At 60.2% G+C, this 24,486-nt stretch carries 26 protein-coding genes, 1 other RNA gene and 1 pseudogene; 24 read left to right on the forward strand and 4 right to left on the reverse strand.

Annotated elements, in window-relative coordinates:
* Nucleotides 1–53: 53 nt before the first annotated feature.
* Together FOI68_RS15685 and FOI68_RS15690 are read right to left on the reverse strand one after the other, a co-directional pair.
* On the reverse strand, nucleotides 54–467 hold the full coding sequence (locus FOI68_RS15685) for an ArsI/CadI family heavy metal resistance metalloenzyme (RefSeq protein WP_065067571.1): 414 nt from the start codon (nucleotides 465–467) through the stop codon (nucleotides 54–56).
* Between the two features lie 67 nt (nucleotides 468–534).
* A complete protein-coding gene (locus FOI68_RS15690) occupies nucleotides 535–861 on the reverse strand; it encodes an ArsR/SmtB family transcription factor (protein WP_143863702.1) in 327 nt (108 codons plus the stop codon).
* 185 nt (nucleotides 862–1,046) lie between these two features.
* On the opposite strand from FOI68_RS15690, the pseudogene FOI68_RS15695 reads away from it, so the two are divergent.
* Nucleotides 1,047–1,289: pseudogene (locus tag FOI68_RS15695) on the forward strand (cation efflux transmembrane domain-containing protein); the annotation flags it as partial.
* A gap of 43 nt (nucleotides 1,290–1,332) precedes the next feature.
* On the opposite strand, the gene FOI68_RS15700 reads toward FOI68_RS15695, so the two are convergent.
* Complete coding sequence (locus tag FOI68_RS15700) at nucleotides 1,333–1,641, reverse strand: DUF4870 domain-containing protein (RefSeq protein ID WP_029098068.1); 309 nt, start codon at nucleotides 1,639–1,641, stop codon at nucleotides 1,333–1,335.
* 264 nt (nucleotides 1,642–1,905) lie between these two features.
* On the opposite strand from FOI68_RS15700, the gene hmpA reads away from it, so the two are divergent.
* From hmpA to FOI68_RS15755, 11 genes are all read left to right on the forward strand, one after another.
* Entirely contained in the window at nucleotides 1,906–3,126 is a 1,221-nt protein-coding gene (hmpA, locus tag FOI68_RS15705; RefSeq protein WP_143863703.1) for an NO-inducible flavohemoprotein, read from the forward strand.
* 216 nt (nucleotides 3,127–3,342) lie between these two features.
* Nucleotides 3,343–4,638 carry an NCS2 family permease gene (locus tag FOI68_RS15710; RefSeq protein WP_143863704.1) on the forward strand — a complete coding sequence of 432 codons (1,296 nt, stop codon included), beginning with the start codon at nucleotides 3,343–3,345 and terminating at the stop codon, nucleotides 4,636–4,638.
* 410 nt (nucleotides 4,639–5,048) lie between these two features.
* Nucleotides 5,049–6,794 (forward strand): HD domain-containing phosphohydrolase, encoded by a 1,746-nt coding sequence (locus FOI68_RS15715; RefSeq protein WP_185973967.1) that lies wholly within the window; start codon nucleotides 5,049–5,051, stop codon nucleotides 6,792–6,794.
* A 70-nt stretch (nucleotides 6,795–6,864) separates the two neighbouring features.
* Nucleotides 6,865–7,130: signal recognition particle sRNA large type (ffs, locus tag FOI68_RS15720), an RNA gene on the forward strand.
* 188 nt (nucleotides 7,131–7,318) lie between these two features.
* A complete protein-coding gene (locus FOI68_RS15725) occupies nucleotides 7,319–8,752 on the forward strand; it encodes a PAS domain-containing sensor histidine kinase (protein WP_143863706.1) in 1,434 nt (477 codons plus the stop codon).
* A 125-nt stretch (nucleotides 8,753–8,877) separates the two neighbouring features.
* Nucleotides 8,878–10,575, forward strand: coding sequence for a DNA polymerase III subunit gamma/tau (dnaX, locus tag FOI68_RS15730; RefSeq protein WP_143863707.1), 1,698 nt, complete (start codon nucleotides 8,878–8,880; stop codon nucleotides 10,573–10,575).
* A gap of 32 nt (nucleotides 10,576–10,607) precedes the next feature.
* The gene (locus FOI68_RS15735) at nucleotides 10,608–10,919 is read left to right on the forward strand and encodes a YbaB/EbfC family nucleoid-associated protein (protein WP_029098062.1); all 312 of its coding nucleotides are present in this window, start codon (nucleotides 10,608–10,610) and stop codon (nucleotides 10,917–10,919) included.
* A 13-nt stretch (nucleotides 10,920–10,932) separates the two neighbouring features.
* A complete protein-coding gene (gene recR, locus FOI68_RS15740; protein WP_029098061.1) occupies nucleotides 10,933–11,529 on the forward strand; it encodes a recombination mediator RecR in 597 nt (198 codons plus the stop codon).
* Between the two features lie 110 nt (nucleotides 11,530–11,639).
* Nucleotides 11,640–12,614 carry a CPBP family intramembrane glutamic endopeptidase gene (locus tag FOI68_RS15745; RefSeq protein ID WP_143863708.1) on the forward strand — a complete coding sequence of 325 codons (975 nt, stop codon included), beginning with the start codon at nucleotides 11,640–11,642 and terminating at the stop codon, nucleotides 12,612–12,614.
* A gap of 15 nt (nucleotides 12,615–12,629) precedes the next feature.
* Nucleotides 12,630–12,866: a DUF2508 family protein gene (locus FOI68_RS15750; protein WP_029098059.1), complete on the forward strand. Its 237-nt coding sequence runs from the start codon at nucleotides 12,630–12,632 to the stop codon at nucleotides 12,864–12,866.
* Nucleotides 12,867–12,869: 3 nt separating this feature from the next.
* Nucleotides 12,870–13,136, forward strand: coding sequence for a pro-sigmaK processing inhibitor BofA family protein (locus FOI68_RS15755; RefSeq protein WP_029098058.1), 267 nt, complete (start codon nucleotides 12,870–12,872; stop codon nucleotides 13,134–13,136).
* A 4-nt stretch (nucleotides 13,137–13,140) separates the two neighbouring features.
* Here FOI68_RS15755 and FOI68_RS15760 read toward each other — a convergent pair whose 3' ends face one another.
* Nucleotides 13,141–13,659 carry a hypothetical protein gene (locus FOI68_RS15760; RefSeq protein ID WP_143863748.1) on the reverse strand — a complete coding sequence of 173 codons (519 nt, stop codon included), beginning with the start codon at nucleotides 13,657–13,659 and terminating at the stop codon, nucleotides 13,141–13,143.
* Nucleotides 13,660–13,962: 303 nt separating this feature from the next.
* On the opposite strand from FOI68_RS15760, the gene FOI68_RS15765 reads away from it, so the two are divergent.
* The 12 genes from FOI68_RS15765 (at nucleotide 13,963) to FOI68_RS15820 (ending at nucleotide 24,460) form a co-directional block, all read left to right on the forward strand.
* Nucleotides 13,963–14,910 (forward strand): GDP-mannose 4,6-dehydratase, encoded by a 948-nt coding sequence (locus tag FOI68_RS15765; RefSeq protein WP_143863709.1) that lies wholly within the window; start codon nucleotides 13,963–13,965, stop codon nucleotides 14,908–14,910.
* A complete protein-coding gene (locus FOI68_RS15770) occupies nucleotides 14,907–15,872 on the forward strand; it encodes a lysylphosphatidylglycerol synthase transmembrane domain-containing protein (protein ID WP_185973968.1) in 966 nt (321 codons plus the stop codon). The genes FOI68_RS15765 and FOI68_RS15770 overlap by 4 nt, the downstream gene beginning before the upstream one ends.
* Nucleotides 15,850–17,370 carry an alkaline phosphatase family protein gene (locus FOI68_RS15775; RefSeq protein WP_143863711.1) on the forward strand — a complete coding sequence of 507 codons (1,521 nt, stop codon included), beginning with the start codon at nucleotides 15,850–15,852 and terminating at the stop codon, nucleotides 17,368–17,370. Before FOI68_RS15770 ends, FOI68_RS15775 begins: the two co-directional genes overlap by 23 nt.
* Nucleotides 17,324–18,046 (forward strand): glycosyltransferase family 2 protein, encoded by a 723-nt coding sequence (locus tag FOI68_RS15780; protein ID WP_029098054.1) that lies wholly within the window; start codon nucleotides 17,324–17,326, stop codon nucleotides 18,044–18,046. Before FOI68_RS15775 ends, FOI68_RS15780 begins: the two co-directional genes overlap by 47 nt.
* Nucleotides 18,047–18,138: 92 nt before the next feature.
* Nucleotides 18,139–19,152 carry a Rossmann-fold NAD(P)-binding domain-containing protein gene (locus tag FOI68_RS15785; protein ID WP_143863712.1) on the forward strand — a complete coding sequence of 338 codons (1,014 nt, stop codon included), beginning with the start codon at nucleotides 18,139–18,141 and terminating at the stop codon, nucleotides 19,150–19,152.
* 48 nt (nucleotides 19,153–19,200) lie between these two features.
* The gene (locus FOI68_RS15790) at nucleotides 19,201–19,383 is read left to right on the forward strand and encodes a sigma factor G inhibitor Gin (protein ID WP_029098053.1); all 183 of its coding nucleotides are present in this window, start codon (nucleotides 19,201–19,203) and stop codon (nucleotides 19,381–19,383) included.
* Between the two features lie 105 nt (nucleotides 19,384–19,488).
* The gene (locus tag FOI68_RS15795) at nucleotides 19,489–20,976 is read left to right on the forward strand and encodes an aminotransferase class I/II-fold pyridoxal phosphate-dependent enzyme (protein ID WP_143863713.1); all 1,488 of its coding nucleotides are present in this window, start codon (nucleotides 19,489–19,491) and stop codon (nucleotides 20,974–20,976) included.
* Nucleotides 20,977–20,983: 7 nt separating this feature from the next.
* Nucleotides 20,984–21,640 (forward strand): dTMP kinase, encoded by a 657-nt coding sequence (gene tmk / locus FOI68_RS15800; protein ID WP_029098051.1) that lies wholly within the window; start codon nucleotides 20,984–20,986, stop codon nucleotides 21,638–21,640.
* A gap of 140 nt (nucleotides 21,641–21,780) precedes the next feature.
* Nucleotides 21,781–22,110, forward strand: a complete 330-nt coding sequence (locus FOI68_RS15805) for a cyclic-di-AMP receptor (protein WP_029098050.1) — start codon at nucleotides 21,781–21,783, stop codon at nucleotides 22,108–22,110.
* A gap of 93 nt (nucleotides 22,111–22,203) precedes the next feature.
* A complete protein-coding gene (locus FOI68_RS15810; protein WP_143863714.1) occupies nucleotides 22,204–22,650 on the forward strand; it encodes a YaaR family protein in 447 nt (148 codons plus the stop codon).
* 10 nt (nucleotides 22,651–22,660) lie between these two features.
* Nucleotides 22,661–23,641, forward strand: coding sequence for a DNA polymerase III subunit delta' (gene holB, locus FOI68_RS15815; RefSeq protein WP_143863715.1), 981 nt, complete (start codon nucleotides 22,661–22,663; stop codon nucleotides 23,639–23,641).
* A gap of 3 nt (nucleotides 23,642–23,644) precedes the next feature.
* Complete coding sequence (locus tag FOI68_RS15820; RefSeq protein ID WP_029098047.1) at nucleotides 23,645–24,460, forward strand: PSP1 domain-containing protein; 816 nt, start codon at nucleotides 23,645–23,647, stop codon at nucleotides 24,458–24,460.
* Nucleotides 24,461–24,486: the final 26 nt, after the last annotated feature.

Raw genomic sequence — 24,486 nt, forward strand, 5'->3', positions numbered from 1 at the left:
TCAGGAAAAACCAATCACTTCCCCGTCCGCAGGGAAGTGATTGGTTCGTTTTTTCAGGCCGTGCAGCAGCTTTTGTCGGTTTGGATGCTGCGGACGTCGGCGTCCTGTTTGGTGTAGAAAAATTCCCACTCGTTGCCGTCGGGGTCCACGACCCAAAACTTGTCTTGAACGGCATAGCAGCAGGTCGTATCGGCCTCCACTTTGGCAATCGGCAGGCCGGCATCCTCCAAACGCTTCTGGTGAACGAGGACCTCGTCCGCCCGCTCCACCTGAAACCCGAAGTGATTCACCTGATTGCCGCTGACGGCGTCGACGAGGTTCAGCGTCAGATTCAAACCGGGAGCATCGAGCAAAAATTTGGCGTAGTCCGCCTTTTTCTTTACGGGATCGGTTCCGAACAGCTTGCTGTAAAAGGCGACCGATTGGTCCAGATCGGTGACGTTGATGCCGACATGCACGTACTTCATGGCAGCTCCTCCTAAATCAAATATTTTTGATATAAACATCGAAAAAATTTGATGAAAAGAGAAAAAATCAGCAGCAGCCGCTGCGGCGAAAGATGCAGCACAGTTCGTCGGAAAGCAGGCGGTTTACTTCCGCGTGGTTCAAGCTGTAGTAATTCCAGACCCCGTCCGATTCCTTGGTGATCAGTTCCGCGTCCAGCAGGATTTTCAGGTGGTAGGAGAGTTTCGATTGCGCCATCCCCATCGCGTCCGCCAGATCGCAGACGCACACGCTGCCCCGCCGGGTGAGTTCGTGCATGATTCGCAGGCGCTTGCTTTCCGCCAATGCCTTGAATTTGGCTTCGTACTGTTCAAAGAAGGCGTCGGTAGGTTCGATGGCTGCCTGAGGCTGTTTCATGGTGTCCGTCCCTTTCATCAATTTTTTTTGATGTAATAAGCATACACCCTGCGGTTTTTCGCTGTCAATAGATACCACCTCGCATGTTTGATCGCCTCCCTTTTTTGTTCTACAATAATTTCCAAACGCAAGATTTCCGGAGACAGGAGAGGCTGATTGCCTCCCATGTTCATGATGAGTCATGTCTGAAAAGGGGGTTCTCATGGAATCCATCTGGAAGTGGATCAAAAAAGGGTAACACGTCTTCCGCCACGGCAGCGGTGGAAAATGCCGGTTTGGCCCTGGTGAAAGGGGCAGCGGCCTTTATGAGCGGAAGCGGGGCGATGTTTGCTTCGGCCATGCACTCCGTTGCCGATGCCGTCAATCAAGGGTTTGTCTTCGTTGGCAGTGTGCTGGCGGAAAAAAAGCCGACTCCCCGCTTTCCGACCCGGGAGTGAAGCGTTTCACTCCCGCCTTTTCCGTGGTGTCCGTCTAGCCGATCAGCGATCCGATGACCGGATAGCGGAACGGTCTGTCCTGCAGCGCGTAAATGATCCCCTTGATCGGATAGTAGAGTGCCATAAAGCCAAATGCCAGCAGGAACGGGATACCGATCAGGACAAATGAGAGCGCCCAGGAAATCGAGAGGAGTACGCTCATGATGATATGAAACAGCAATGCCTGCAGGGCCAGGTTTTTTACGTCCCGGTCCTGCATCAGCAGCCAGACAACCAGCGGCACCAGGATTGGCGCGAAAAACGTGCTGGCATGGGTGATCGCCTTGACTCCCTTGTGATCCATTCTGCTACCTCCCTGTCGTGATGAACATTCATGACTGCTTCTTTATTGTACCTCATATTTCCAAATCCCCCCAACCGGCGCAAGCGCGATCGGCAGGTCAGACCGGAGACGGAGGGATCGCGGCAGCCCGACACGCATCATTCGCGTCTCAGGTGTTCACAAAACCTCCACTTGCGATGTGATTGCAATCACAGTGAAAAAGATCGCAACGCCTTATACTGAAGGCGTCACAAACGATCACGGTATCGTCGAGGAGGAGCGAACATGCTGAACCGACAAACGATAGAAATCATCAAGTCGACTGTTCCTGTACTTAGGGAACATGGTAAGACGATTACGACCCGTTTTTACAAGATGATGTTGACCAACCATCCGGAACTGCTGAATATTTTTAACCACGTCAACCAAAAGCAGGGGCGTCAGCAGACGGCGCTGGCCAACACGGTCTATGCGGCGGCGGCCAACATTGAAAACCTGGAAGCCATCCTGCCGGAAGTGAAGCGAATCGCCCACAAACACCGCAGTTTGGGCATCAAGCCGGAGCACTACCCGATCGTCGGGAAAAACCTGCTCGCGGCGATCAAGGACGTGCTCGGCGACGCGGCGACCGACGAGATCATCAACGCGTGGGCGGAAGCGTACGGCGTCATCGCCGACGTGTTCATCAGCGTGGAGGACGAATTGTACCGCGAAGCGGAGCAGGCGCCCGGCGGCTGGCGGGATTTTCGCAACTTTGTCGTGGCCCGAAAGGTGAAAGAGAGTGACGTGATTACCTCGTTCTACCTGAAACCGCAGGACGGCGGCCCCATTTCGACGTTCCAGCCGGGGCAGTACATCAGCGTGAAACTGGCGATTCCGGGCGAAACCTACACGCACATCCGTCAGTACAGCCTGTCGGACAGCCCGGGCAAGGATTACTACCGGATCAGCGTCAAACGGGAAGATGCCGCGGAAGGCAGACCGGCAGGCATCGTCTCCACCTACCTGCACGACCACGTCCGGGAAGGAGACGTGCTGCCCATCAGCGCGCCCGCAGGCGACTTCGTGCTGGATACGTCAAAAGAGACGCCGGTCGTCCTGCTGAGCGGGGGCGTCGGCCTCACCCCGCTGGTCAGCATGCTGAATACGCTGGTGGAGCGGCAGCCGCAGCGGCGCGTTCACTTTATCCACGCCGCGCGCAGCAGCCGGACGCACGCGCTGAAGGAGCACGTGGCCGCGCTGGCCGATCGGCACGAGGCGCTGTCCTTCCATGTAGTATATTCGCAGCCGACCGAAGACGACCGGGCCGAGCGCCGTTTTGACAAGGAAGGCTACATCGACCTGCCGTGGCTGCAGTCGATTCTGCCCGACAACCAGGCCGATTTTTACTTCTGCGGACCGGTGCCGTTCATGAAAACCGTCTACCGGGCGCTGCAAGACTGGGGCGTGCCGGAAGAACGCATCCACTTCGAATTCTTCGGGCCGATGGGCAGCCTGAACGCGTAACGAATCGTGATCCCGGCAAAAATCCTCCGAAGCCGACGGAGGATTTTTTGCTGTGGATTTTTTGCTGTTTTCGACACCGCGCTGGTGTGCTGGCCGCGGAGCCTGCGCCGCAGCCGTTCTGCCCGGCCGGGACCGCCGTGCCCCTTGATACGGTGAGCTCGGATCGTACATACTGGTAACGTGTGAATCTAGTAACGGACGGGAGAACAAGTCATCATGAAAGCTCATCGGTCGTTTTCATGGAAAAAGGAACTTCTCGCGGGGGTTACCACGTTTTTCACCATGGCCTACATCATGGTGGTCAACCCGCTGATTCTCGCGGACGCCGGGCTCCCGTTTGAACAGGGATTTACGGCGACCATTATCGCCACCATCGTGGGAACCGCGATCATGGGATTGTGGGCCAACTACCCGATCGCCATCGCGCCGGCGATGGGGCTGAATGCGTACTTTGCCTACTCGGTGGTCAAGGCGGAGGGCGGACTGACGTATGCGATCGCCTTTTCTGCCGTGTTTGTGGCGGGGGTGCTGTTTGTGCTGCTGTCGCTGACACCGCTGCGCTCCAAATTGATCGAGGTGATCCCGGACAATCTGAAACACGCCATCACCGCCGGGATCGGCCTGTTTATCGCCTTTATCGGCCTGCGTTTGACCGGTCTGGTCACCGCCCACCCGACCAACCTGGTGACGCTGGGCGAGCTTCACTCGCCAAAGGTTGTGCTGGCCTTGATCGGCTTGTTCGTCACCCTGGTGCTGCTGTCGCTCAATGTGAACGGCGCGCTGTTTTTCGGGATGGTGGCGACCGGGCTGATCGCCTATTTCACGGGTCAGCTCTCGTTTGAAAAGGGGATCGTGTCCGTGCCCACGCTGCCGGAGGGGCTGATCGTCTCCAATCCCGTACAGGCCTTTTCCGACGTCGGTCAATACGGGCTGTACGCGGTCGTCTTCTCGTTTTTGCTGGTGACCCTGTTTGACACGACAGGGACGGTGCTCGGCGTGAGCAAACAGGCCGGGCTGCTGGTGGACAACAGGCTGCCGCGGGCGGAGCGGGCGATGTTTGCCGACTCGGTGGCCACCTTGATCGGCTCCGTGTTCGGCACCAGCCCCACTTCGGCGTACATCGAGTCGGCCTCCGGAGTGGCGGCGGGCGGACGCACGGGGGTGACCGCTCTCGTGGTGGCCGTGCTGTTCGGCCTGTCCGCGTTTTTCAGTCCGCTCGTCAGCGCCGTCTCCGGCCTCTCCGCCATCACCGCGCCGGCCCTGATCGTCGTCGGTTCGCTGATGCTCGGCAGCGTGCGTCATATCCATTGGGAGGAGATGGACGAGTCGTTTCCCGCCTTTCTCGTGATCGTCAGCATGCCGCTTACCTCCAGCATTGCGACGGGGATCGCGCTCGGCTTTATCTCCTATCCGTTGATGAAGGCGCTCAGGGGCAAGTGGCGGGAGGCCCATCCCCTGGTGTACCTGTTTGCCGCTTTGTTTGCCTATCAATTGGCGTTTCTGCCGCACTAGCATGTCCGGCAGGCGCAAGGAAACTCCCCCGGTTCCCGTCGTTGCGGGAAGGAGGGAGTTTTTTGTTTTCCCGGCAGCGGGACCATGCCGGGCAGGCGATGCCGAGCGGGATGATGGCGACGCCAGTCCCCTGCAGCAGGCTGACCGGCTCTCCCGGGACAGCGCGGGAGGAGAAGACGGCCGTGGGCAGTTCGGCGGCGTGCGGTTGTCCATGTATGAAAAGGATTGGAACCTTTCTGCAAAAACGCCAGGAAGAGGTTTACGCTCTGCTTCCGCGTGGTAGGTAAAGAATGTCACCGATGTGAGCATCGTTCCCGGACGGCTGGAGATTTTCCCAGCGTGTGCAGAGTCGGAGGGAGCCTATGCCGTCCACCTCGGGAAAGGAAGCAGGCGAAACAAGGGGGAGGCCGTTGTTTACCAAGGTAAGAGACCGCTTATTTGCAGCACTGTTGTGCTTGTGCCTGATCCCGATACTCGTCGTCAGCTTTGTCAATTACGACGCGGCGAAAACGGCGGTGTACGAACAGTACGCCACCAGCATTCGCGAGCGTTTGCGGCACACGGACGAGCAGTTTTCGCTGTATGCCCAGCTTTTGCTGGACAGCGTCCAACGGCTGGCTGACGAACCGGCCGTGCGCGGAACGGAGGGACAGTTGGCGCTTTTGCCGCGCAGCGCACAAACGGCTGCGGCGGAGAAACTGTTCCGGGACTTTCAGCGCAGGAACCCCTCCGTCCGCAATGTCCATCTGCTCGCCGACGACGGTGGACGTCTCTCCCTGTTTCCCGACGCGCACTGGACGGGCGGAGACTTCCCCCGTCTGTCATGGTACCGCGACACACTGGAGGATGAGCGCGGCGCTCCCCGGCTGCTGCCTGGAGCGGAAGCGGGGGCCGATCCGTCCTGGCTGTACGCGGTGCAGCCGGTAACGAACGCGCAGGGGCGGCCGTTCGCCGTGCTGGTGGCGGAATGGAAGCCCGATCTCCTGGAAAGGTGGCTGAACACGGACACCAAGCGGCACCACTGCACGCTGCTGGTGTTTGCCTCAGACGGACACCTGCTGATTCGGGTCGAGCCGGAGCCATCGGGTGCAGGGCGGCAGGAGGAGTCCTATGCCGATTTGGGACGGATGCACAATGCGGGCCAAACGGAAGAAGTGCGGTATGACAGCCGGCTGAACGAGATGGTGCACCTCTTTCGATACGTGTCCCCGCATACGGGAAACACCTATGTGGAACTGCTGCCGGCCGCGGCGATTGACCGTCATCTCGGCCGGCTGGAGCTGATTTTGCTGATCGGCACGCTGCTGGTGGTGCTGTTTGCCGCCATTGTGGCCCGGCAGGTCGCCCGTTGGATTGACCGGCCGATTTCCACCCTCGTCGAAGCGACGGAGGCCTTGCAGAAAGGGGATTTTTCCATTCGCGTGCCGGTGGACGGGATGGAGGAGCTGTCGCGCTTGGGAAACAAGTTTAACCAGATGGCTGAACAGTTGGACACGCTGATCCGGCGGGAACGGGAGTACATGCAGAAAGGGATGGACCAGATCGTCCGCAGCTTTTACCTGGCCGTCGAGATGAAAGATCCGTACACGGCCGGCCACAGCGAGCGGGTGACCCGGTACGCGCTGCTCATCTACGACTATTGGGATGACGCGAAAAAACGAACGATTTCCCGGAACGATCTGCGTTATGCCGGGCTGATGCACGATATCGGCAAGGTGGCCATTCCCGACCGGGTGCTGTTGAAGGAAGGCAAGCTGAATGACGAGGAGTACGAACTGATCAAGCTGCACACCACCATCGGAGCCGACATCGTGGAACGGATCGAGAGCCTGGCCCACGTCAGTCCCGGCGTCCGCCATCATCACGAGCGCTGGGACGGAAACGGGTATCCGGACGGACTGAAAGGGGAGGACATTCCCCTGCTGGGGCGCATTCTGGCCGTCGCCGACACCTTTGACGCCATGACATCGACGCGTTCCTACCGCAAGGCGATGACGGCAGAAGAAGCGTATGCGGAAATCGTCCGCTGCTCCGGCACTCAATTCGACCCGGAGATCGTCCGTGCGTTTTGCCGGGCGTATGAGGCGATTGCCGCGGCCATGACTTCGCCCGACGCCAGGAATGATGTGCAGACAACGGCGGCCAACGTCACGTAAGGGGACCCTTTCCTGTTATGGATGGCTTTTTGCCTTGCGATCATTCCTGTTCTTTGGTATGCTAATTGTGCCGTGCTAGACGGGGAGGTTGCGGTGCCCTGTAACCTGCAATCCGCAATAGCAGGGTCGAATTCCTATCAGAGGTCTTCTCATGTAAGGCTGCCATATGGGCGGCGGTGTTGAGGATCGGGTCCTGTGCAACGCGAACCCATGAACCTGGTCAGGTCCGGAAGGAAGCAGCCATAAGTGGATCATCGCGTGTGCCGCAGGGCAGCCTGGTCTGAGCTGCCTCCATATGTAACGCTTGGATGGGGAGTATCGAAGATAGGTGCACGGTCTTCTCCAGGAAAGTCGAGTGGCCTGTTCGTGAGGAACAGGCCACTTTTTGTTGATTTCTGACGATCCCTAGCGAAACATTTCCTTCCAGAATCCTTCTGTTCAGGCAGGTCATTCCTGATGGGGTGACGAATGTGTAGAGAGCGGTGATTGCCTGTAAAAACGTCAAGGGTCAGGGGGGACAAGCTGTGAGTGCATCATTCTCGTTACATCTCGCCGGTTCGTCCAAACGATTGCAGAAATTTTTGCAATACTTCCCGACTGCCGTATTTCTGGTGGCGCAAACGGGATGTATCGTGGAAGTGAATGAACAGCTTCTTCGCGTCACCGGGTACCAACGCGGAGAACTCGTGAACCAGCCGTTTCACGTCCTGCTGCCGTACCGGGGTTCCATCGAACAACTGTATCAGGAACTGCTGCGCCGGGAAGCGGAGGCAGACATGCCGGCAGAGGTGGAATGGCGTGACAGGCAGGGCAGAAGCGGCAAAACGCCGGCCATGATTTTGGTGCAGCAGACGGAGGAGGAGCCGCTGTTTCTGGTTCACCTGTATCAGTTGACCAAAGAGACGGATTACGCGCTGTCGCAGCGGCTGATGGAAAAACTGACCACCGATACCAGCATGGGGTTGTTCGTGCTCAACGAACAGGGACGGATCGTCGAAGCCAGCCACGCGGCCTGCAAACTCCTCGGAATGGAGCGGCTGCAAGTGCTCAACCGGCACGTGGACGATGTGTTTGTCGGCATTCCCGAAGAGCACCGCCTGATCAAGCGGGAGCTGCTCGACGGGGTGAAGCTGCACAATATCGCCACGTCCTGGACAAACGACAACCAGCGCTACGAATTGATCGTGGACGCCCATACGCTTCAGGACGAGGCCGGCAAAACCGCCGGTGCTTTCGTCCTGTTCAAGGATATTACCAACCTGCGCTCGTTTGAACAGAAAATCGAACGGAACGAGCGGCTGGCGATGATCGGACAAATTGCCGCCGGCACGGCTCACGAGATCCGCAATCCGCTCACGTCGATCAAGGGCTTTCTGCAGATGTTCCTGCAATCCTTCAGCGACAACGGCATGGAGCGGGAACGGACCTATACGGAAATCATGCTGACGGAGATCAACCGGATCAATTCGCTGGTGAGCGAATTTCTGCTGCTGAGCAAGCCGCGCGACGTCCAGTATTCCCTGGTCGATTTGAACACGGTGTTTGAGGAGATTCTCCCGATTGTGGAGTCGCAGGCGCTCCTGTTCGGCATCGACGTCCAGTTCTCCTCGCGGGGACAGCTTCCGCTGGTGGTGGGGGACACGGAACTGCTCAAACAGGTCTTCATCAACATCTGCAAAAACGGCATCGAGGCCATGGGGGAGCAGGGGACGCTGCACATTTCCCATCACATCGATCCGGACGGGGACAAGGTCAGCATCGACATCCACGACACCGGTCCGGGCATTCCGCTGTACATCATCGACAAAATTTTCGATCCATTCTTTACGACCAAGGAAGAGGGGACGGGGCTGGGGCTTTCCGTTTGTCAGAAAATCATTCACGACATTGGCGGCCAAATCCGCGTTTCGTCCAAAGGATACGGCACCACGTTTCACATCTTGCTCCCGTATCTCTGACAACCGTCATCCAGCCCGGCGTCCCGTCGTCCGCACGGGGCGTTTTCTTTGTAAGAGCAAGGGCGGATGGTGTATAATAGTTAGGATTCGGAAGAGGACTGTGCAGATTGGAGTGTCACACCATCATGGCTTATACCGCGCTGTATCGCGTATACCGACCGCAAACCTTTCAAGACGTGGTGGGACAAGAGCATGTGACGACCACTTTGCGCAACGCGTTGCGTGAAGGCAGGCTGTCCCACGCTTATTTGTTCAACGGTCCCCGTGGTACGGGCAAAACGAGTGCGGCCAAAATCATGGCCAAAGCGGTGAACTGCGAGCAGCCGCAGGACGGCGAGCCGTGCAACCAGTGCGCCACCTGCCGGGCCATTACCGATGGTTCCGTTACCGACGTGCTGGAGATTGACGCCGCGTCCAACCGCGGTGTCGAGGAAATCCGCGACATCCGCGACAAGGTGAAGTTTGCCCCCAGCGACGTCCGGTACAAGGTGTATATTATCGACGAAGTGCATATGCTGACGACGGAGGCGTTCAACGCGCTGTTGAAGACGCTGGAGGAACCGCCTTCCCACGTCATCTTTATCCTGGCTACCACCGAGCCCCACAAGCTGCCGGCGACGATTATCTCGCGCTGCCAGCGGTTTGATTTTCACCGGATTCCCCTGAAGGAAATGGTGAAGCGGCTCACATACATCTGCGAGGCACAGGGAGTGCGGGTGGAACCGCAGGCCCTCCACCTGGTCGCCAAAATGGCCGAAGGGGGGATGCGGGACGCGCTCAGCCTGCTGGACCAAGCGATCAGCTACAGCAAAGACGAGGTTCGGGCCTCCGACATCATGCAGATTACCGGCACCGTCTCCCAGGGGCACTTTTCCGTTCTGGCCAAATACGTCGCCGAACGGGACGTGGCCCGGGTGATGGAGCATTTTGACCGGGTGATGGTGCAGGGAAAAGATCCCGAACAGTTTTTGCAGGATTTTCTCTACTACTACCGCGACATGCTGCTGTTCAAGACCGCTCCGCAGTTGGAAGAGATTGTCGAGCGGACGATGCTGGACGACCAGTTTGCCCAGGTGGCCGGGATGTACGCGCTGCCTGATGTATACGCCGCCATCGAAACCTGCAATCAGGCGTTGGCCCAGTTGAAGTGGTCCACGTACGCCCGCGTGCTGGTGGAGCTGACGCTGGTCAAACTGTGCCAGCCGGTCAAAGAGGCTGCCGCTGCGCCGGAGACGGCCGCGGCCGGAGGAGGAGAGCTGGCCGCACTGGCCAACCGGGTCCGTACGCTGGAGGAGCGGCTGGCCCAACTGATGCAGGGACAGGCGCACGCGAGCGCCCAGCCGCGAACGGAAGAGCCGCGCAGGGCGGAACCGCGCCGTCCGGCTGCCGCCGTGGGAAGTTCCCGCACGCCGATGAACAAGGTGCGAGAGGTGGCCAAGGCGGTTGATGAAGCACTGACCCGGCAGGTACGCGGGCAGTGGAGCCAGATTTTGGCCGATGTCAAAAAGATCAAGATTCAATATCAGGCCTGGTTGGTGAACGGGCAGCCGGCTGCTGCCGGCAGCGACGCCGTCGTCGTCACCTTTACCAGTCCCATTCACTGTGAGAAAACCATGGAGCCGGAATTGAAGGGCGTCGTGGAGCGGGTGATGCTGGGCGTTCTGGGGCGGCCGCTGCAGCTTCTCTCCGTGATGGAGGAAGAGTGGCAGAGCGTTTGCCAGCAGGCCGGGCAGGGAGAACAGCCCGCCCAGGAAGAGCAGGATCCGTTTGTCGCCGAGGCGATTCGCCTGGTCGGCGAGGGACTTGTCGAAGTGAAAGAATAAGCTGAACCGGCAAAATGAAGGAGGACACCCCGATGAAAAACATGCAACAAATGATGCGACAAGTGAAAAAGATGCAGGAAGAGATGCAAAAGGCGCAGGAGGCCCTGAAGGAAAAAGTGGTGGAAAGCTCTGCGGGGGGCGGTGCGGTAACCGTCAAGGCGAACGGCCACAAACAGATTGTCGACATCGCGATCAAGCCGGAAGTGGTCGACCCGGATGACGTGGAAATGCTGCAGGACCTCGTGCTGACCGCTGTCAACGACGCGCTGCGACAGGCCGATGAAATGATCGCCAAGGAAATGGGCCGATTTACCGGAGGATTGAATATTCCGGGTCTGTTCTAAGGAGTACGAGGCGATGTTCTATCCCGAACCGGTATCCAAATTGATCGAAGGCTTTATGAAACTGCCGGGCATCGGGCCGAAAACGGCCAGCCGCCTGGCGTTTTACGTGCTCAACATGAAAGAGGACGACGTGCTGGATCTGGCCAAAGCGCTGGTCAACGCCAAACGGCAGCTCCACTACTGCTCCGTCTGCAACAACATCACCGATATCGACCCCTGCCACATCTGCCGGGACAAGCGGCGTGACGCTTCCATCATCTGCGTCGTGCAGGAGCCCAAGGACGTGGTGGCGATGGAAAAGACGCGGGAGTACGACGGGTACTACCACGTCCTGCACGGAGCGATTTCCCCCATGGACGGCATCGGGCCGGAGGACATCCGCATCCCTGACCTCTTGAAGCGGTTGAGCGACGATCAAGTAAAAGAAGTGATATTGGCGACCAACCCGAACATCGAGGGCGAGGCCACCGCCATGTACATCTCCCGGCTGATCAAGCCGTTCGGCATTCGCGTGACGCGGATTGCGCACGGACTGCCGGTGGGCGGCGATCTGGAGTACGCCGACGAGGTGACGCTGACGAAGGCCCTGGAAGGTCGCCGGGAATTGTAGGACAAGAAAAAGACGGGGACTCCCTGTCTTTTTTCGTGTTCGCAAGAGATGGGGAGCGCGAGGACTTTTTTGTCTGGACAAGACATAGATTGAAGTAGGAGTGTGAGGAGATGCTGACAGGACCGGGGATGTCGCTGCGGGGCGGGACGGAGAAGCGCAGGTCTGCGCCTTGGGCGATTCCGCTGTTTGTCGGGTACTGGATCGTGTTTGTCGCCGAATTGATGATGCTCCGCTTTGAACGCGGACCGGATGGCCGGTGGATCGTGTCGACTGCGGAGGTTCCTGAGCTGTGGCTGTCGCTGACGGTGCTGGCTGTGGCGGTCTTCAGCTTTGTCGCGGCCATCGGCTTTGCCGTCAACGTCTGGCGGGACAGACGGCGGACGGCCTGGCTGCGGCATCGCCCCGCACCGGCGTGGGCGGATCTGCTGCATGTCGTCGCCTGGCTGCAGGTGTTTCACGCCTGCACGCTGCTGCTGTACGGCCTGGTACTGCCGCACCCCGTGTTTCCCGAGGGATCGGTCGGCAGCTTTTTCGAGTCGGCGTCGCTTCAACTGTTTATCCTGGTCGTGGTGCCTTTGTGGTTTCGCGGCCGGATGGACGAGATCGGCGTCTGCCGTCCCCGCCGCATCGGGCGCATGATCGCCGCGCTGGTGGTGGTGCTGCTGCTGATCACGCGGGTGTTGGACGCGGTCGTCACCACCCCGGTGGCCGACTGGTTCCACCTGTCGCTGGACTCGGAGCGGGAGCGGCAAATCGAACAGGAAATCGTTCAGGCCAAAGACGGCGATATCTGGGCGGTCGCTGCATCCGTGCTGGTCATCGGCATCCTGGTGCCGATTGCCGAGGAACTGCTGTTCCGCGGCGTGATTCAGACCTGCCTGGTTCGGCGCTGGGGAGCGTTTGTCGGCATTGTTCTCAGCAGCCTCTGGTTTGCGTTGATGCATGTGGATGTCGCCCTGCTGGCTCCGCTGTTTGTCATCGGCCTGTGCCTGGGCTACCTGCGGCATCGGTTTCAGTCCATCTGGGGGGCTGTCGTGCTGCATGTGATCAACAATCTGACCGGTGTGCTGCACTACTTTCACTGAAGGGGCGTGGGAGAAGTGAGTTTGTGGGGAAAACCGCGAGCGGCCGTCCATTGGGGGCCGGAGGCGTTGGACGAAGCCGTCGACCGCGCACGGTTGGATTGGCAGCACGCCCGTCATCTCATGGAAATCAGCGAGCCGGACAACGGGCTGGAGGATGCCATTTACTATTTGCAGTTGACGGAAAAGCGCTACATGTTCCTGCTCGCGCAAGCAAAACGGGAGCGGGAACGCCGGCACGCGCAGGGAGGATGAGTCATGAGTACGGGATGGGTCATCGCCTTGATTGTCACGGGTCTGTTGTTGGTGATTGCCGCGAGCAGGTCGGTCATGGGGCCGATCCGCTGGGCGGGGTTTGTCGCCGTGCAGTTGGTCATCGGCGCGGTGCTGCTGTTTTTCGCCAATCTGGTCGGAGAACTGGCCGACTTCCACATTCCGATCAATCCGGTGACGGCGCTGCTGACCGGGCTGCTGCGGCTGCCGGGTCTGGCCGCGCTGATCATCATCAAGCTGTGGGTGATGTAGGCGGTCAGCCGTCGGTCAGCAAAAAGGCGACGCTGCCGCTCTCGTACTTGACCCGGCAGTGCGGAGGCTGGCGCAGCGAGGCCAGCAGCGCAAGCAGGCGGGGCAAGCCCAGCACGGCTGTTCCCCAGAGCAGCGCCATTCCGTACGGCAGCGGCACCCAGACGAAGACGGCGGCCGCCAAAAACAGGCTGCCGGCGAGGACGGTCGCCTCCGCCCCACGGTATGCGCGGAGCGGAACGGGATGGCGGCAGCCGGCGCCCCACCAGGGAGACACGAGCAGGTCCGGCGTGGTTTGCGGGTGGTGCGAACGGAGGCGGGCGTAAAGCCGGAACAGGCAGAGATGACCTGCGGCGATGGCCGGGAGCACGGCCAGCGTCACCACCAGGCGATCAGCCGGAATCTTCAGCCAGAGAGAGGCGGCGACCGGAAACAGGCCGATCAGCAGGAGCTGGAACAGCCAGCCCGCCAATCGCCAGCGAAAGCGGCGAAGCAGTTTGTAGCTGTAAATGGTTTGCTCTTTCATCACGTCAATGACCTCTGCGATTACATGTGTACGAGCGGGGTCAGACCCGATCCGGGTCCGGGGAGAACCAGGCTTTGTCCAATTGACAGGGCAGGGTTCTCCCTATATAATTCTCGCTGAGAATGATTATCATGATTAGGAATTCTTTTTCGGTTTTCCCCTATTATCTCACAACCTGCGGGCGCCGGAAAAGCTTCCGAACCGGAAGCGCGTTTGCCGTCGCCGCTCTCATTCACGGACAGACAAGAACGTTCGAGTCGGTGGCCGTCAGCCATCGGCTTTTTCTGCAAGGAGCCACCTGCCATGAAAAACGTTTTGGTTACGGGCGGAGCGGGCTTCATCGGCTACCACACGTGCCGCTTCCTGCTGGAGCAGGGGTACGCTCTTGCCGTGGTCGATCAGCTCCATCCCTATTACGATCCGTCCCTCAAACGGGCGCGGATCGACGAACTGCGCCGCCACGGCGACTTTTCCTTTTACCGGACCGATATTCTCGATGAAGCGGCCATGCGGGAGGTCTTGTCCCGGCACAGGCCGGATGCGGTGATTCACCTCGCCGCGATTCCCGGCGTGCGGGGGTCTTTGGAGCAGCCGCTGACGTACGTGGACATCGATGTAAAAGGAACGGTGCAACTGCTGGAACTGGCCCGGCAGTTCGGCGTCGGCCGCTTTCTGTTCGCCTCGTCGTCGTCCGTTTACGGGGAGCGCGCCCTGACCGGCCCGCTGCGGGAAGAGGAGGCGGACCTGGCCGTCTGCTCGCCGTATGCGGCCAGCAAGCTGGCGGCGGAAGTGTTTTGCCGGACGTACGCCCATCTGTACGGGATGGCGGTCACCTGCCTGCGCTTTTTTACCGTGTACGGACCGCACCAGCGGCCGGACATGGCCATCTCCCGTTTTCTGCGGCTGCTCGCGGACGAGCAGCCCTTGCCGCTGTACGACCCGCACTCCATGCGCGATTACACGTATGTGGACGACATTGTGGACGGGATCGGGGCGGCATTGGCACACATGGACGGCTATCAGGTCTACAACCTGGGCAGCGGCCGGCCCGTCGGCCTGCTCGAACTGGTGCAGACGCTGGAGCATGTGACCGGCAAAAAGGCCCGTATTGAGATTCGCGGCGCCCAGCCGGGGGATGTGACCGGCACCTGGGCGGACATCGCCAAAGCGCGCGGGTTGCTGGGATGGACGCCGCAGGTGACGCTGCAGGAGGGCTTGGAACGGTACTACAGGTGGTGGAGAAAACAGTGAGGAAGAAGATCGTTCGGGCGGTTGGCTGGCTGCTGCTGGTTGTTTCCGGTTATCTGATCGTGACCCGCATGGAGGCGTCGGCGCTGATCGACGGCGTCCAAAAGCTGGCCGCCCATCCCGGCCTGCTGCTGACGATGACCGTCTGTTACGGAGCCGCCTTCTGGCTGCGCAGTTGGGCATGGCAAAAGCAGACGGTCCATCGGGTGCCGGTCCTGCGCTTGTGGTACTACCATCACATCGGGCTGCTCTTGAACCATCTGCTGCCCGTGAAGGCCGGCGAGCTGGCGCGCATGGCCCTCTTGCGCCGGCGCGAAGGATTTGCGTGGAGCGCGGCGGTCGTCAGCGTGGCCGGCAACCGGTTGATGGACATGGCCGGCCTGGCTGCCCTGGCGGCGGCCGCGCTGCTGTTGATCGCTCCCCGGCAGATCCAGCTCTGGTACGGGGAGAGGCTTGCCTGGGCCGTCGCCGTGTCGGCGGCTGCGGCTGCAGCCGTACTGGCCGGTTCGCGGTACGCGGAGCGCCGCTTTCCGGCTGTCGCCCGCTATCGCCGGGCGTTTTTTCAAGGGCCGCACGGGCTGACCGCCTTTTTCCTGACGGCGGCCGGCTGGCTTTTGGAGGCAGCGGTCGTCTGGTCGGTCGTCAGGGCGCTTGGCGGGCAGTTGGAAACGGCGTCCGCCCTGTTGGTCCACGTGCTGACGATTATCGGGCAGACCTTTCACGTCACGCCGGGCGGCATCGGCACCTACGAAGCGGTCATGGCCTCCCTCCTGCACGAGACGGCAGGCCACTCCCTGGCGTTTGCCCTGCAGGTGGCGATTTTGTCGCACGGATTCAAGTTTTGTTATTCGTTTGTCGCGGGCGGGCTTGCCGCCTGGCGTCTGTCGCTATCGCCCCTGGCGCTGTTCCGGGAGGCCCGCGAGGCGAGTGAGGAGGGTGACCATGACAAAAGCGTCGACATTTGAAAAGATCGCCGCTCGGTGCTGGAATGTGCTGAATGAAGGAAAGCCGTTTACCCCCGTCTTTGTGACCGGCATCTTTCTCCTGTACCACTGGGAGTCGTGGGGGCTGTCGTCCTTTTGGGCGGATGCGGCACTCGCGCTCCTCTGGACGCTGCCGCTTTTGGCTGTCTACTTTTTGTACGATTTTCCGCTGCGTTTGCGGTTCTTTCTGTGGCTGCCGCTGCTGGCGGCCTGCGCGCTCTTTGCCCAGGCGGGGGTATGGCCGCTCATATGGCTTGCGATCGGCATGTACTTTTTCTTTACGGTCATCTTCTGGGGCACGATCTACTACCATCTGCGCATCGGCACCACGCTGTGGAACTTTACGCGGTTCTGGAAGCTGGTGTTGAAAAACAGCGACTCCACCAGCGGCAACGCGCAGGAACAGATTCCGAAGTTCCTGACGGCCCTGTTGGTGATGGAGTGGTGCTGCCGCTCGGCGGCCGAAGCGGGGATTGCCGGACCGGGTCTTGCGCCGCTGTTGTTTGCGGCAGCCGTCGGGGTGTACGCTTTCCTGATCCACCGCTGGCTGTTCACCTGGAAACCGATAGAAATCCCCACCTACACCCACAATGTCCAACCGTCCAAGCCATTGGCGAGCAAGGTGTATATGATAGTGATTGATGGCTGCAACAAGGACCGGCTGGCTCAGGCGAAAACGCCGTTTCTGGACTGGCTGAAGCAGACCGGCACCGAGTACGCCAACATGGAGACGGTCTACCCGGCGCGCACGGTGGTCTGCTTTTCCTCCATGTTTACCGGCACCTATCCGCGCGAGCACGGCATTTCCAGCAACATGGTGTACAAGCTGGGCGTGAGGACGGAAAGCCTGTTCGACAGTCTGCGCAAGATCGGGAAGAAGGGCGTGATGCTCGCCTGCGCCCATTTGGTCGACGCATTTGGCGAGGACGTGGAGACGTTTACGGCGGTGATGAAAAACGACGTCGCCGATCCGACGATCATGCGCCGGGCGCGGCAAATCGTCGAGGAGAGCGACCCCGACGTCCTGGTCGTGCAGCTGATCGCCACCGACCAGACCGGCCACAGCCGGGGCGTCTTTTACGATGAATACCTGGAAAAAATCGCGGAGGCGGACGCGCTGATCGCCTCGTTTTACGAGTGGCTGCGGGAGCGGGGCAAACTGGAAAAGGCGGCGTTTATCGTCTGTGCCGACCACGGCCAGTCGGACGGCATCGGCGGTCACGGCCACCTGGACGAAGGAGAGCGCTACGTACCGTTTATCATGCACGGTCCGATGATCAAGCAGGGCGCCGTCGTCCGGGAGTGGAACTCGCTGGTGTCCGTCGCTCCCACGATCGCGTATCTGATGGGGGCACCGTATCCGGACAAATCGCGCGGCCCCGTGCTGGTGGACGCCCTCCGCACGCAAGGTTACGACACGGGAGAGAACATCCATGAGGCAGCAGGCCCTTCTATACATTGTGATACCGGCAAAAAATGAAGAGGAAGCGATCGGCGAAGTGATCCGCAACGTGCCGCGCTCCTTTTTCCCCGGATTGACGGTGAAAGTGCTGGTGGTGGACGACGGCTCGACCGACGGGACGGTGGACGTGTCGCTGGCAGCGGGAGCGGACGAAATCTACACGATGCCGATCAATACCGGCCTCGGCGCGGCCGTTCGCGCCGGACTGCGGGAGGCGTACGAGCGGGGCGCCGACTATGCCGTCATGATCGACGCCGACAACGAGTATCCCGCGGAGCAGATTCCCGAACTGGTCGCGCCGCTCCTGGCGGGGGAAGCCGATTACGTCATGGGCTCCCGTTTTATGGGTACGATAAAAGGGATGAAATGGCACCGCCGCCTCGGCAATTACCTGTTTACCGCGCTGCAGATGATCCTGCTGCGCCGGTTTATCTCCGACGGTCAATCGGGGATGCGGGCGTTCAACCGGGCAGCCCTGGCCGATCTGGAAATCATTCACGACTACAACTACGCGCAGGTGATGACGCTCAACCTGGTGCGCAAGGGCTACCGGATGAAAGAGATTCCCATCCGCTATCAGGTGCGGACGACGGGCCGTTCGTTTATCCGCTTTGTGCCCTACGTCACCAAGGTGCTGTCGGCGGTCTGGCGGGAGATGCGCCGGCCGGTCTCTCCCCGCCAGCCTGACTCGTAATCAGAAGGCATGCCCGGATCAGAAGGCATGTCCGGCCTGGCGGGCGCGGTCGAACAGGGGAGCGGCGGCGGGAAAAGGAGGCAGTGCATGAGGTGTCCAGCAAAGGTGTGACGGTGCTCGTACAGGTGTCGGAGAAACCGCTCCCTGACGCGCTGGTGCGGGAGTTGGCGGCGATCGGCATATCCGTCGCGCCGGCCGAAAACCGGAGACGGACAGCGGCCGGGGCGTGCGGCTTCCTGGTCGCGGGGGAGTCGGATGCCGCGCGGCTGTCGGCGGGCCTGGCCGAGTGGGACCGTCCCGGACTGCTGCTCGTATACGGCGACCGGGTTGTGGGCACAGCGGCGGAAGCGCTGGCGGCCCAATATCCCGGCTGGGAAGTGGTGCGCCTGTATCGCTTTGCCGGCGGCGACCGGGCGCTGGTCGGCGGAGATCCCAACAGCCCCTGGACCCGCATCCTCTGCCGCCAACTGGCGGAGCATGACGTGATCGCGATGGTGTGCGGGATGCGCGAAGCGGAGGAGGTCATCCGCCAACTGCCGCGGTATCTGGCCTGGAAGGAGCGGTTTTACCTCCGCCTGGGAGAGAGCTGCGACCGGCGCGGCGTCCGGCTGCAGACGGTCGCGCGTGCGTTGGGCATGGACAGCCGCGTCGGCCAGGGCTGGCTGGATCCGCAGCGGAACGATCGTGCGGCGCTGCGAAGGTGGCTGGTCCGCCAGTGCCGCTTCGTCATGAGTAAGACGAACGTGCGCCGCGTCGCCTTGTGGGGGCCGACGAGCCTGTGGCAGCAGATGCCGCCAGGCTGGCTGGCGGACAAGGAGGTGCGGCTGTACATTCCCCGGGACGAGCAAATTCCGAACGGTGAAAGCACTGCAGGGGAGCGGTGCGCCACCTGGCAATCAGCGCTTGCCGAAGCCGATCTGCTGGTCGTCGCCTCGCCTGACCCCGACCTCATGGAACTGCCCCTGTCCGATCTGATCAGGCAGATGCGCCAACCCATCGTCGTCGATGCCTGCGCCTGCTTTCCGCTGCCGGAAGCGGAGGCGCTGCCGATGATCTACCGAACCATCGGGGAAAAGACGAACGTTTGGGAATGGAGTGGATTATAATGGGGTATAATGGTTGGTAGATTGAGGAAAAGGGCAGGCGTTTGCACAATGGAAAGGGTCGCTCAGCGATGTATCGTCTGTGAAGAGGAACGGACGGACGGAATCGCCATCTGTGAGCAGTTTATCTGTCAGCATTGCGAACAGGAAATGGTCAATACGGACGTGCAGGATAAAAAATACACGTTCTTTATTCATCAGATGCGGCGCATCTGGCTCACGGAAGACGCGTAGACACGTTCGGCCAAAAGGCATCGGCACCCCCGATGCCTTTTTCCGTTCCGCGGGTGCAAATCGTGTTACAATAAAAGGTACTCTGAAAAAAGGACGTGAATGACCGTGCGGGAAAGAAGCGCCGACTTTTGGGAGAGGCAGCGGCGGGCTCCCTTGTACGAACAGTTGGTACGGCACGCCATGCGCCGTCCCCATCCGTTTCACGTGCCCGGTCACAAGATGGGGCGAAGCTTTGACCATCACGGCAGAGAGCGGTTTGGGCCCGTGCTCGAACTGGACATGACGGAGATCACCGGCATGGACGACCTGCATCAGCCGGAGGGCGTGATTGCCGAGGCGCAGGCGTTGGCGGCGGAGGCTTTCGGCGCGGAGGAGACGCGCTTTCTCGTCGGCGGGAGCACGGCGGGCAACATCGCGCTGATCATGACCGTCTGCCGTCCGGGAGACAAGATTCTCGTCCAGCGCAACTGCCACAAGTCCGTGTTTCACGGCATCATCCTGGCGAGGGCGACGCCGGTGTACATCGTGCCGGCGGTGGATCCGGCGACCGGCACCGCCGTCGGACTGCGGCGGGAGGACGTGGAACGCGCCCTGCAGGCCCATCCTGATGCCAAGGCGGTCTTTTTGACCAATCCGACCTACTACGGCATGGGGATTGATGTGGCCAAGATGGCGGCGGCCGTCCACCGGTTTGGCGTGCCGCTCCTCGTCGATGAAGCGCATGGGGCCCACTTCGGCTTTCACCCTGCGTTTCCCCCTTCCGCCATGCAGAGCGGAGCGGATGCCGCCGTGCAGTCCACCCACAAAATGACCGGAGCGCTCACCATGTCGTCCATGCTGCATATCCAGGGCGAGCGGATCGACCGGGAGCGTCTGGCGCGTAATCTGGCGCTGATACAGTCGTCCAGCCCGTCATATCTGCTGATGGCTTCGCTCGACCTGGCGCGCCGCCACCTGGTGACGGAAGCGGCCCGGGAGTGGGAACGGCTGCTGCCGCAGTTGGACAAGCTTCGAGAGCGGCTGGGTCGCGTCTCGTGGGTGGAGCTGGCGGGGCCAGTGCCAAACAGCGTCTGCGCGACATGGGATCCGCTCAAACTGCTGCTGGTGCTGCGCTCCGCCGACGCGGACGGATTCGAACTGAAGCGGCTGCTGGAGGAACACGGCATCTATCCCGAACTGGCCGAGAGCGGCCTCGTGCTGCTGGCCGCCTCCGCCGGGACCTCCGCGGATGATCTCGACGCGCTGGCCTGGCTGCTGGAATCCGTCTCCCCCGAGAGACGGCCGGGAGCGGTGCGAATGGTGGAGCCGGGCGTGGTGGCCTCCAGCTTTTTGCGCGAACAGGCGATGCCGATGCACGAAGCGATAGACGCCCCCCACGAGGCGGTGGCACTGGAACAGGCGCTGGGACGGATCGCCGCGGAAATGGTGATCCCCTATCCGCCCGGGATTCCGCTGCTGGTGCCGGGTGAGCGCATTGACGCCGATTTGCTGGAGCTGCTGCTGGAGCTTCGCAAGGGACAGACCCGCTTCCACGGGGTGCAGGACGGCCGGCTGCAGACGATACGGGTAATTGATGAGAGACAACGAGTGTGAAAGGAGCATGTGTGTGACAACGAAGGGAAAAGGCCGGTTTATTACCGTCGAGGGAGGCGACGGAGCGGGCAAGTCGACCGTCATCGCCCGCCTGTACGACGAACTGCGGGCGCGGGGACGGGACGTGATCCTCACCCGCGAACCGGGCGGCATCGAGATCGCGGAGAAGATCCGGTCGATCATCCTCAATCCGGAGCACGTCACCATGGACAAGCGGACGGAGGCGCTGCTGTACGCGGCGGCACGGCGGCAGCATTTGGCTGAAAGGGTGCTGCCGGCGCTGGCGGCGGGGAAGCTGGTCCTGTGCGACCGCTTCATCGACAGCAGTCTAGCGTACCAGGGGTATGCGCGCGGCCTGGGCATCGACGAAGTGTTTGCCATCAACCGCTTTGCCGTGGAAGACTGCATGCCCGACCTGACGCTGTTTTTCGACGTGCGGCCGGAAGTGGGTCTGGCCCGCATCAACGCGACCAAGGGGCGGGAGGTAAACCGGCTCGACATGGAAGACCTGCGGTTCCACGAAAAAGTGCGGGAAGGATACCGGTTGGTGATGGAGCGCTTTCCCGAGCGGTTTGTCGTCATCGACGCGGAACAGCCGATGGACCGGGTCTTTGAAGAGGCGCTGGCTGCGCTGGAGGCGCGTCTGCAAGGTTCGCGTCTGTAAGGTTTAAGTACCGTCCGGGTATGTACATGCTGTATACTATGTTTTAGAAGAATATCGTTACACCGTCCAGCCTTTCTTCATACAATGAAGGAAGACAGGTACCCCCAGATACCAAACGCGTGCGGAAAGGGTGAGAGCCGATGAAGATGGTGGTTGCTGTTGTTCAGGACAAAGACAGTGGTCGTCTGTCGCAGCAGTTGGTGAAAAAAGGATTTCGTGCCACGAAGCTGGCCAGTACGGGAAGCTTTTTGCGTGCCGGCAACACGACGTTTTTGATCGGAACGAGCGACGAAAACGTGCCGGAAGTGATCGAGATCATTCAGCAGCACTGCAAGTCCCGCAAACAGATGGTCACGCCTGTCTCGCCGCTGAGCAATGCCGTCGATTCGTTCATGCCGTATCCGCTCGAGGTGCAGGTGGGCGGTGCCGCCGTGTTTGTGCTGGATGTCGAGCAGTTCCATTCGTTCTAGGCGTCTGATGGAAGGGGACCCCCCTCCTTTTTCAGCCAGCTTTCGTTTATACTGAAGGAAGAAAACGATCGGACAGGGGACGGAGGGAGCGGCATGAAAATCGGAGACGGGCCCAGGCCAAAGGTGGATCTGCTCAAGGCGGCCGACATGCGCAAAGGGCCGCAGGTGGAAAGAGCGAATTTCGGGGAATTGATCAAGGGCGAGGACCAGCGCATGTCGCAGGAGCGGCTGACCCGGCTTTTGCAGGACATTGACAGACAGGGACAGATTTTGGCCCGTTCCCGCTCCATCCGCGACTTCTACCATTACAAAAATCTCGTCAAGCAGTTCATGGAAGAGGCCGTCAAGCACGGCATCGCGCTGGACGACAGGCGGGGTGTAAACCGCCGGGGACGCAGCCGGCTGTACAAGATTGTCAAGGAAGTGGACGCGGAACTGCTCAAGCTTGCCGACGAACTGTTAAGTGATCAGGCGCCGATGATCGACCTTTTGGCCCGCATCGGCGAAATTCGCGGCATGCTGATCAACTTGTACTTTTAGGTGGAACAAGATGACATGGACGATGTTTGCGCAGCAGCCGCGTGCGGCGGAACTGCTGCATCATAGTCTGCAAAACGGGCGGCTGGCGCACGCTTACCTGTTTGCCGGTCCCAAGGGTGCAGGAAAAAAACGGATGGCCCTGCATGTGGCGAAGTCTCTTTTTTGTCCGGAAAGGGAGGCGGACGCCTGCGGGGCCTGTCTCACATGCAGGCGGATCGAGGCGGGCAACCATCCCGACGTGCTGCTGATCGAGCCGGACGGGGCCTCGATCAAGATCGACCAGATTCGCGCCCTGCAAAAGGAGATGGCGATGCGGGCGGTGGAATCGGCTCACAAGGTGTACATCATCGAGCACGTGGACAGGATGACCACCCAGGCGGCCAACAGTCTGCTCAAGTTTTTGGAAGAACCGCCGGCCGGAGTCGTCGCGCTGCTGCTGACGGAGCACAGTCACGCCATTTTGCCGACCATTCTGTCGCGCTGCCAGATTGTCCCGTTCACGCCGCTGTCCGCCGACGTCATCGCCGAGCAACTGCAGGCGGAAGGCGTGCCGGCCGGGATCGCCCGGGCAGCTTCCCACATCACGACAAATCTGGAAGAAGCTCGTGTGCTCAGCCAGTCAGATTGGTTTGCACAGCTTAGAAATCTAGTGATACAATTGGTGCAGGAGTGCAAACAGCGCAATGCTGCTGCGCTCTATACCATTCACGATTTGTTGCAAAAAAGCGACAAAATAAAGGAGGAACTGCCCCTCTTTTTGGATTTGCTCATCCTTTGGCTGCGCGATATCCTGTACGTGCAAGTAGACAGGCATGCCCATCTCATCAACAGCGACCAACAGGATGTGCTGCAAGGACAAGCCCTGGTCTGGACGAAAGCCGAGCTCTTGCATGGGATCGATCTGGTCATGGAAACGAAAAATCGGATAGAGCGAAACGCCAACGCACAGTTGGCCCTTGAGCGGTTGGTTCTTCAAATCCAGGAGGGATAACCTTTGTATGAGGTTGTGGGCGTCCGCTTTAAAAAAGCGGGCAAAATATATTACTTCGACCCCGACCGACTGCCGATCGAAAAGGATTCGCACGTCATCGTGGAAACGGCGAGAGGGGTCGAATACGGCAAAGTGGTGATCGGCCGCAAACAAGTGGCCGACAAGGATGTCGTACTGCCGCTGAAGAAGGTCATCCGGATGGCGGACGAGCGGGATGCCAAGCAGGTGGAGGAGAACAAGCAGGCCGCCAAAAACGCGTTTTCCATCTGTCAGACCAAAATCAAGGAACACAAGCTGGAGATGAAGCTGGTCGACGTGGAGTACACGTTTGACCGCAACAAAATCATCTTTTATTTTACCGCCGATGGGCGGGTGGATTTCCGCGAACTGGTCAAGGACCTGGCCTCTGTCTTCCGCACCCGTATCGAACTGCGCCAGATCGGCGTGCGCGACGAAGCGAAAATGCTGGGCGGCATCGGGCCCTGCGGCCGGCTGCTCTGCTGCTCTACGTTTTTGGGCGACTTCGAGCCGGTGTCGATCAAGATGGCAAAAGACCAAAACCTTTCGCTGAATCCGGCCAAAATCTCCGGTCTCTGCGGCCGGCTGATGTGCTGTTTGAAATACGAAAACGACAACTACGAAAGCACCCGGGACGAAATGCCGGACATCGGCGCGACGGTGACCACGCCGTTGGGCGAAGGGCGTGTCGTCTCCGTCAACGTGCTCGACCAGTCCGTTCAGGTAGAGCTTTCGGAAAACAAGCGCGTCATCGAATTTGCGCTCGATGAGATTGTCGTGGGTCATCCGACGTTTGACTAACGAGAGGACAGAGCAGGTTAGATTTG

Source organism: Brevibacillus sp. LEMMJ03 (genome assembly GCF_007197875.1).
GTDB lineage: Bacteria > Bacillota > Bacilli > Brevibacillales > Brevibacillaceae > Brevibacillus > Brevibacillus thermoruber.

Excerpts from the sequence above, each read along its gene's own strand:
- FOI68_RS15685 (WP_065067571.1), bottom strand. The coding sequence starts at position 467 with ATGAAGTACGTGCATGTCGGCATCAACGTCACCGATCTGGACCAATCG.
- FOI68_RS15690 (WP_143863702.1), bottom strand. The coding sequence starts at position 861 with ATGAAACAGCCTCAGGCAGCCATCGAACCTACCGACGCCTTCTTTGAA.
- FOI68_RS15700 (WP_029098068.1), bottom strand. The coding sequence starts at position 1,641 with ATGGATCACAAGGGAGTCAAGGCGATCACCCATGCCAGCACGTTTTTC.
- hmpA (WP_143863703.1), top strand. The coding sequence starts at position 1,906 with ATGCTGAACCGACAAACGATAGAAATCATCAAGTCGACTGTTCCTGTA.
- FOI68_RS15710 (WP_143863704.1), top strand. The coding sequence starts at position 3,343 with ATGAAAGCTCATCGGTCGTTTTCATGGAAAAAGGAACTTCTCGCGGGG.
- dnaX (WP_143863707.1), top strand. The coding sequence starts at position 8,878 with ATGGCTTATACCGCGCTGTATCGCGTATACCGACCGCAAACCTTTCAA.
- FOI68_RS15735 (WP_029098062.1), top strand. The coding sequence starts at position 10,608 with ATGAAAAACATGCAACAAATGATGCGACAAGTGAAAAAGATGCAGGAA.
- recR (WP_029098061.1), top strand. The coding sequence starts at position 10,933 with ATGTTCTATCCCGAACCGGTATCCAAATTGATCGAAGGCTTTATGAAA.
- FOI68_RS15745 (WP_143863708.1), top strand. The coding sequence starts at position 11,640 with ATGCTGACAGGACCGGGGATGTCGCTGCGGGGCGGGACGGAGAAGCGC.
- FOI68_RS15755 (WP_029098058.1), top strand. The coding sequence starts at position 12,870 with ATGAGTACGGGATGGGTCATCGCCTTGATTGTCACGGGTCTGTTGTTG.
- FOI68_RS15760 (WP_143863748.1), bottom strand. The coding sequence starts at position 13,659 with ATGAAAGAGCAAACCATTTACAGCTACAAACTGCTTCGCCGCTTTCGC.
- FOI68_RS15765 (WP_143863709.1), top strand. The coding sequence starts at position 13,963 with ATGAAAAACGTTTTGGTTACGGGCGGAGCGGGCTTCATCGGCTACCAC.
- FOI68_RS15775 (WP_143863711.1), top strand. The coding sequence starts at position 15,850 with ATGACAAAAGCGTCGACATTTGAAAAGATCGCCGCTCGGTGCTGGAAT.
- FOI68_RS15780 (WP_029098054.1), top strand. The coding sequence starts at position 17,324 with ATGAGGCAGCAGGCCCTTCTATACATTGTGATACCGGCAAAAAATGAA.
- FOI68_RS15790 (WP_029098053.1), top strand. The coding sequence starts at position 19,201 with ATGGAAAGGGTCGCTCAGCGATGTATCGTCTGTGAAGAGGAACGGACG.
- tmk (WP_029098051.1), top strand. The coding sequence starts at position 20,984 with ATGTGTGTGACAACGAAGGGAAAAGGCCGGTTTATTACCGTCGAGGGA.
- FOI68_RS15805 (WP_029098050.1), top strand. The coding sequence starts at position 21,781 with ATGAAGATGGTGGTTGCTGTTGTTCAGGACAAAGACAGTGGTCGTCTG.
- FOI68_RS15810 (WP_143863714.1), top strand. The coding sequence starts at position 22,204 with ATGAAAATCGGAGACGGGCCCAGGCCAAAGGTGGATCTGCTCAAGGCG.
- holB (WP_143863715.1), top strand. The coding sequence starts at position 22,661 with ATGACATGGACGATGTTTGCGCAGCAGCCGCGTGCGGCGGAACTGCTG.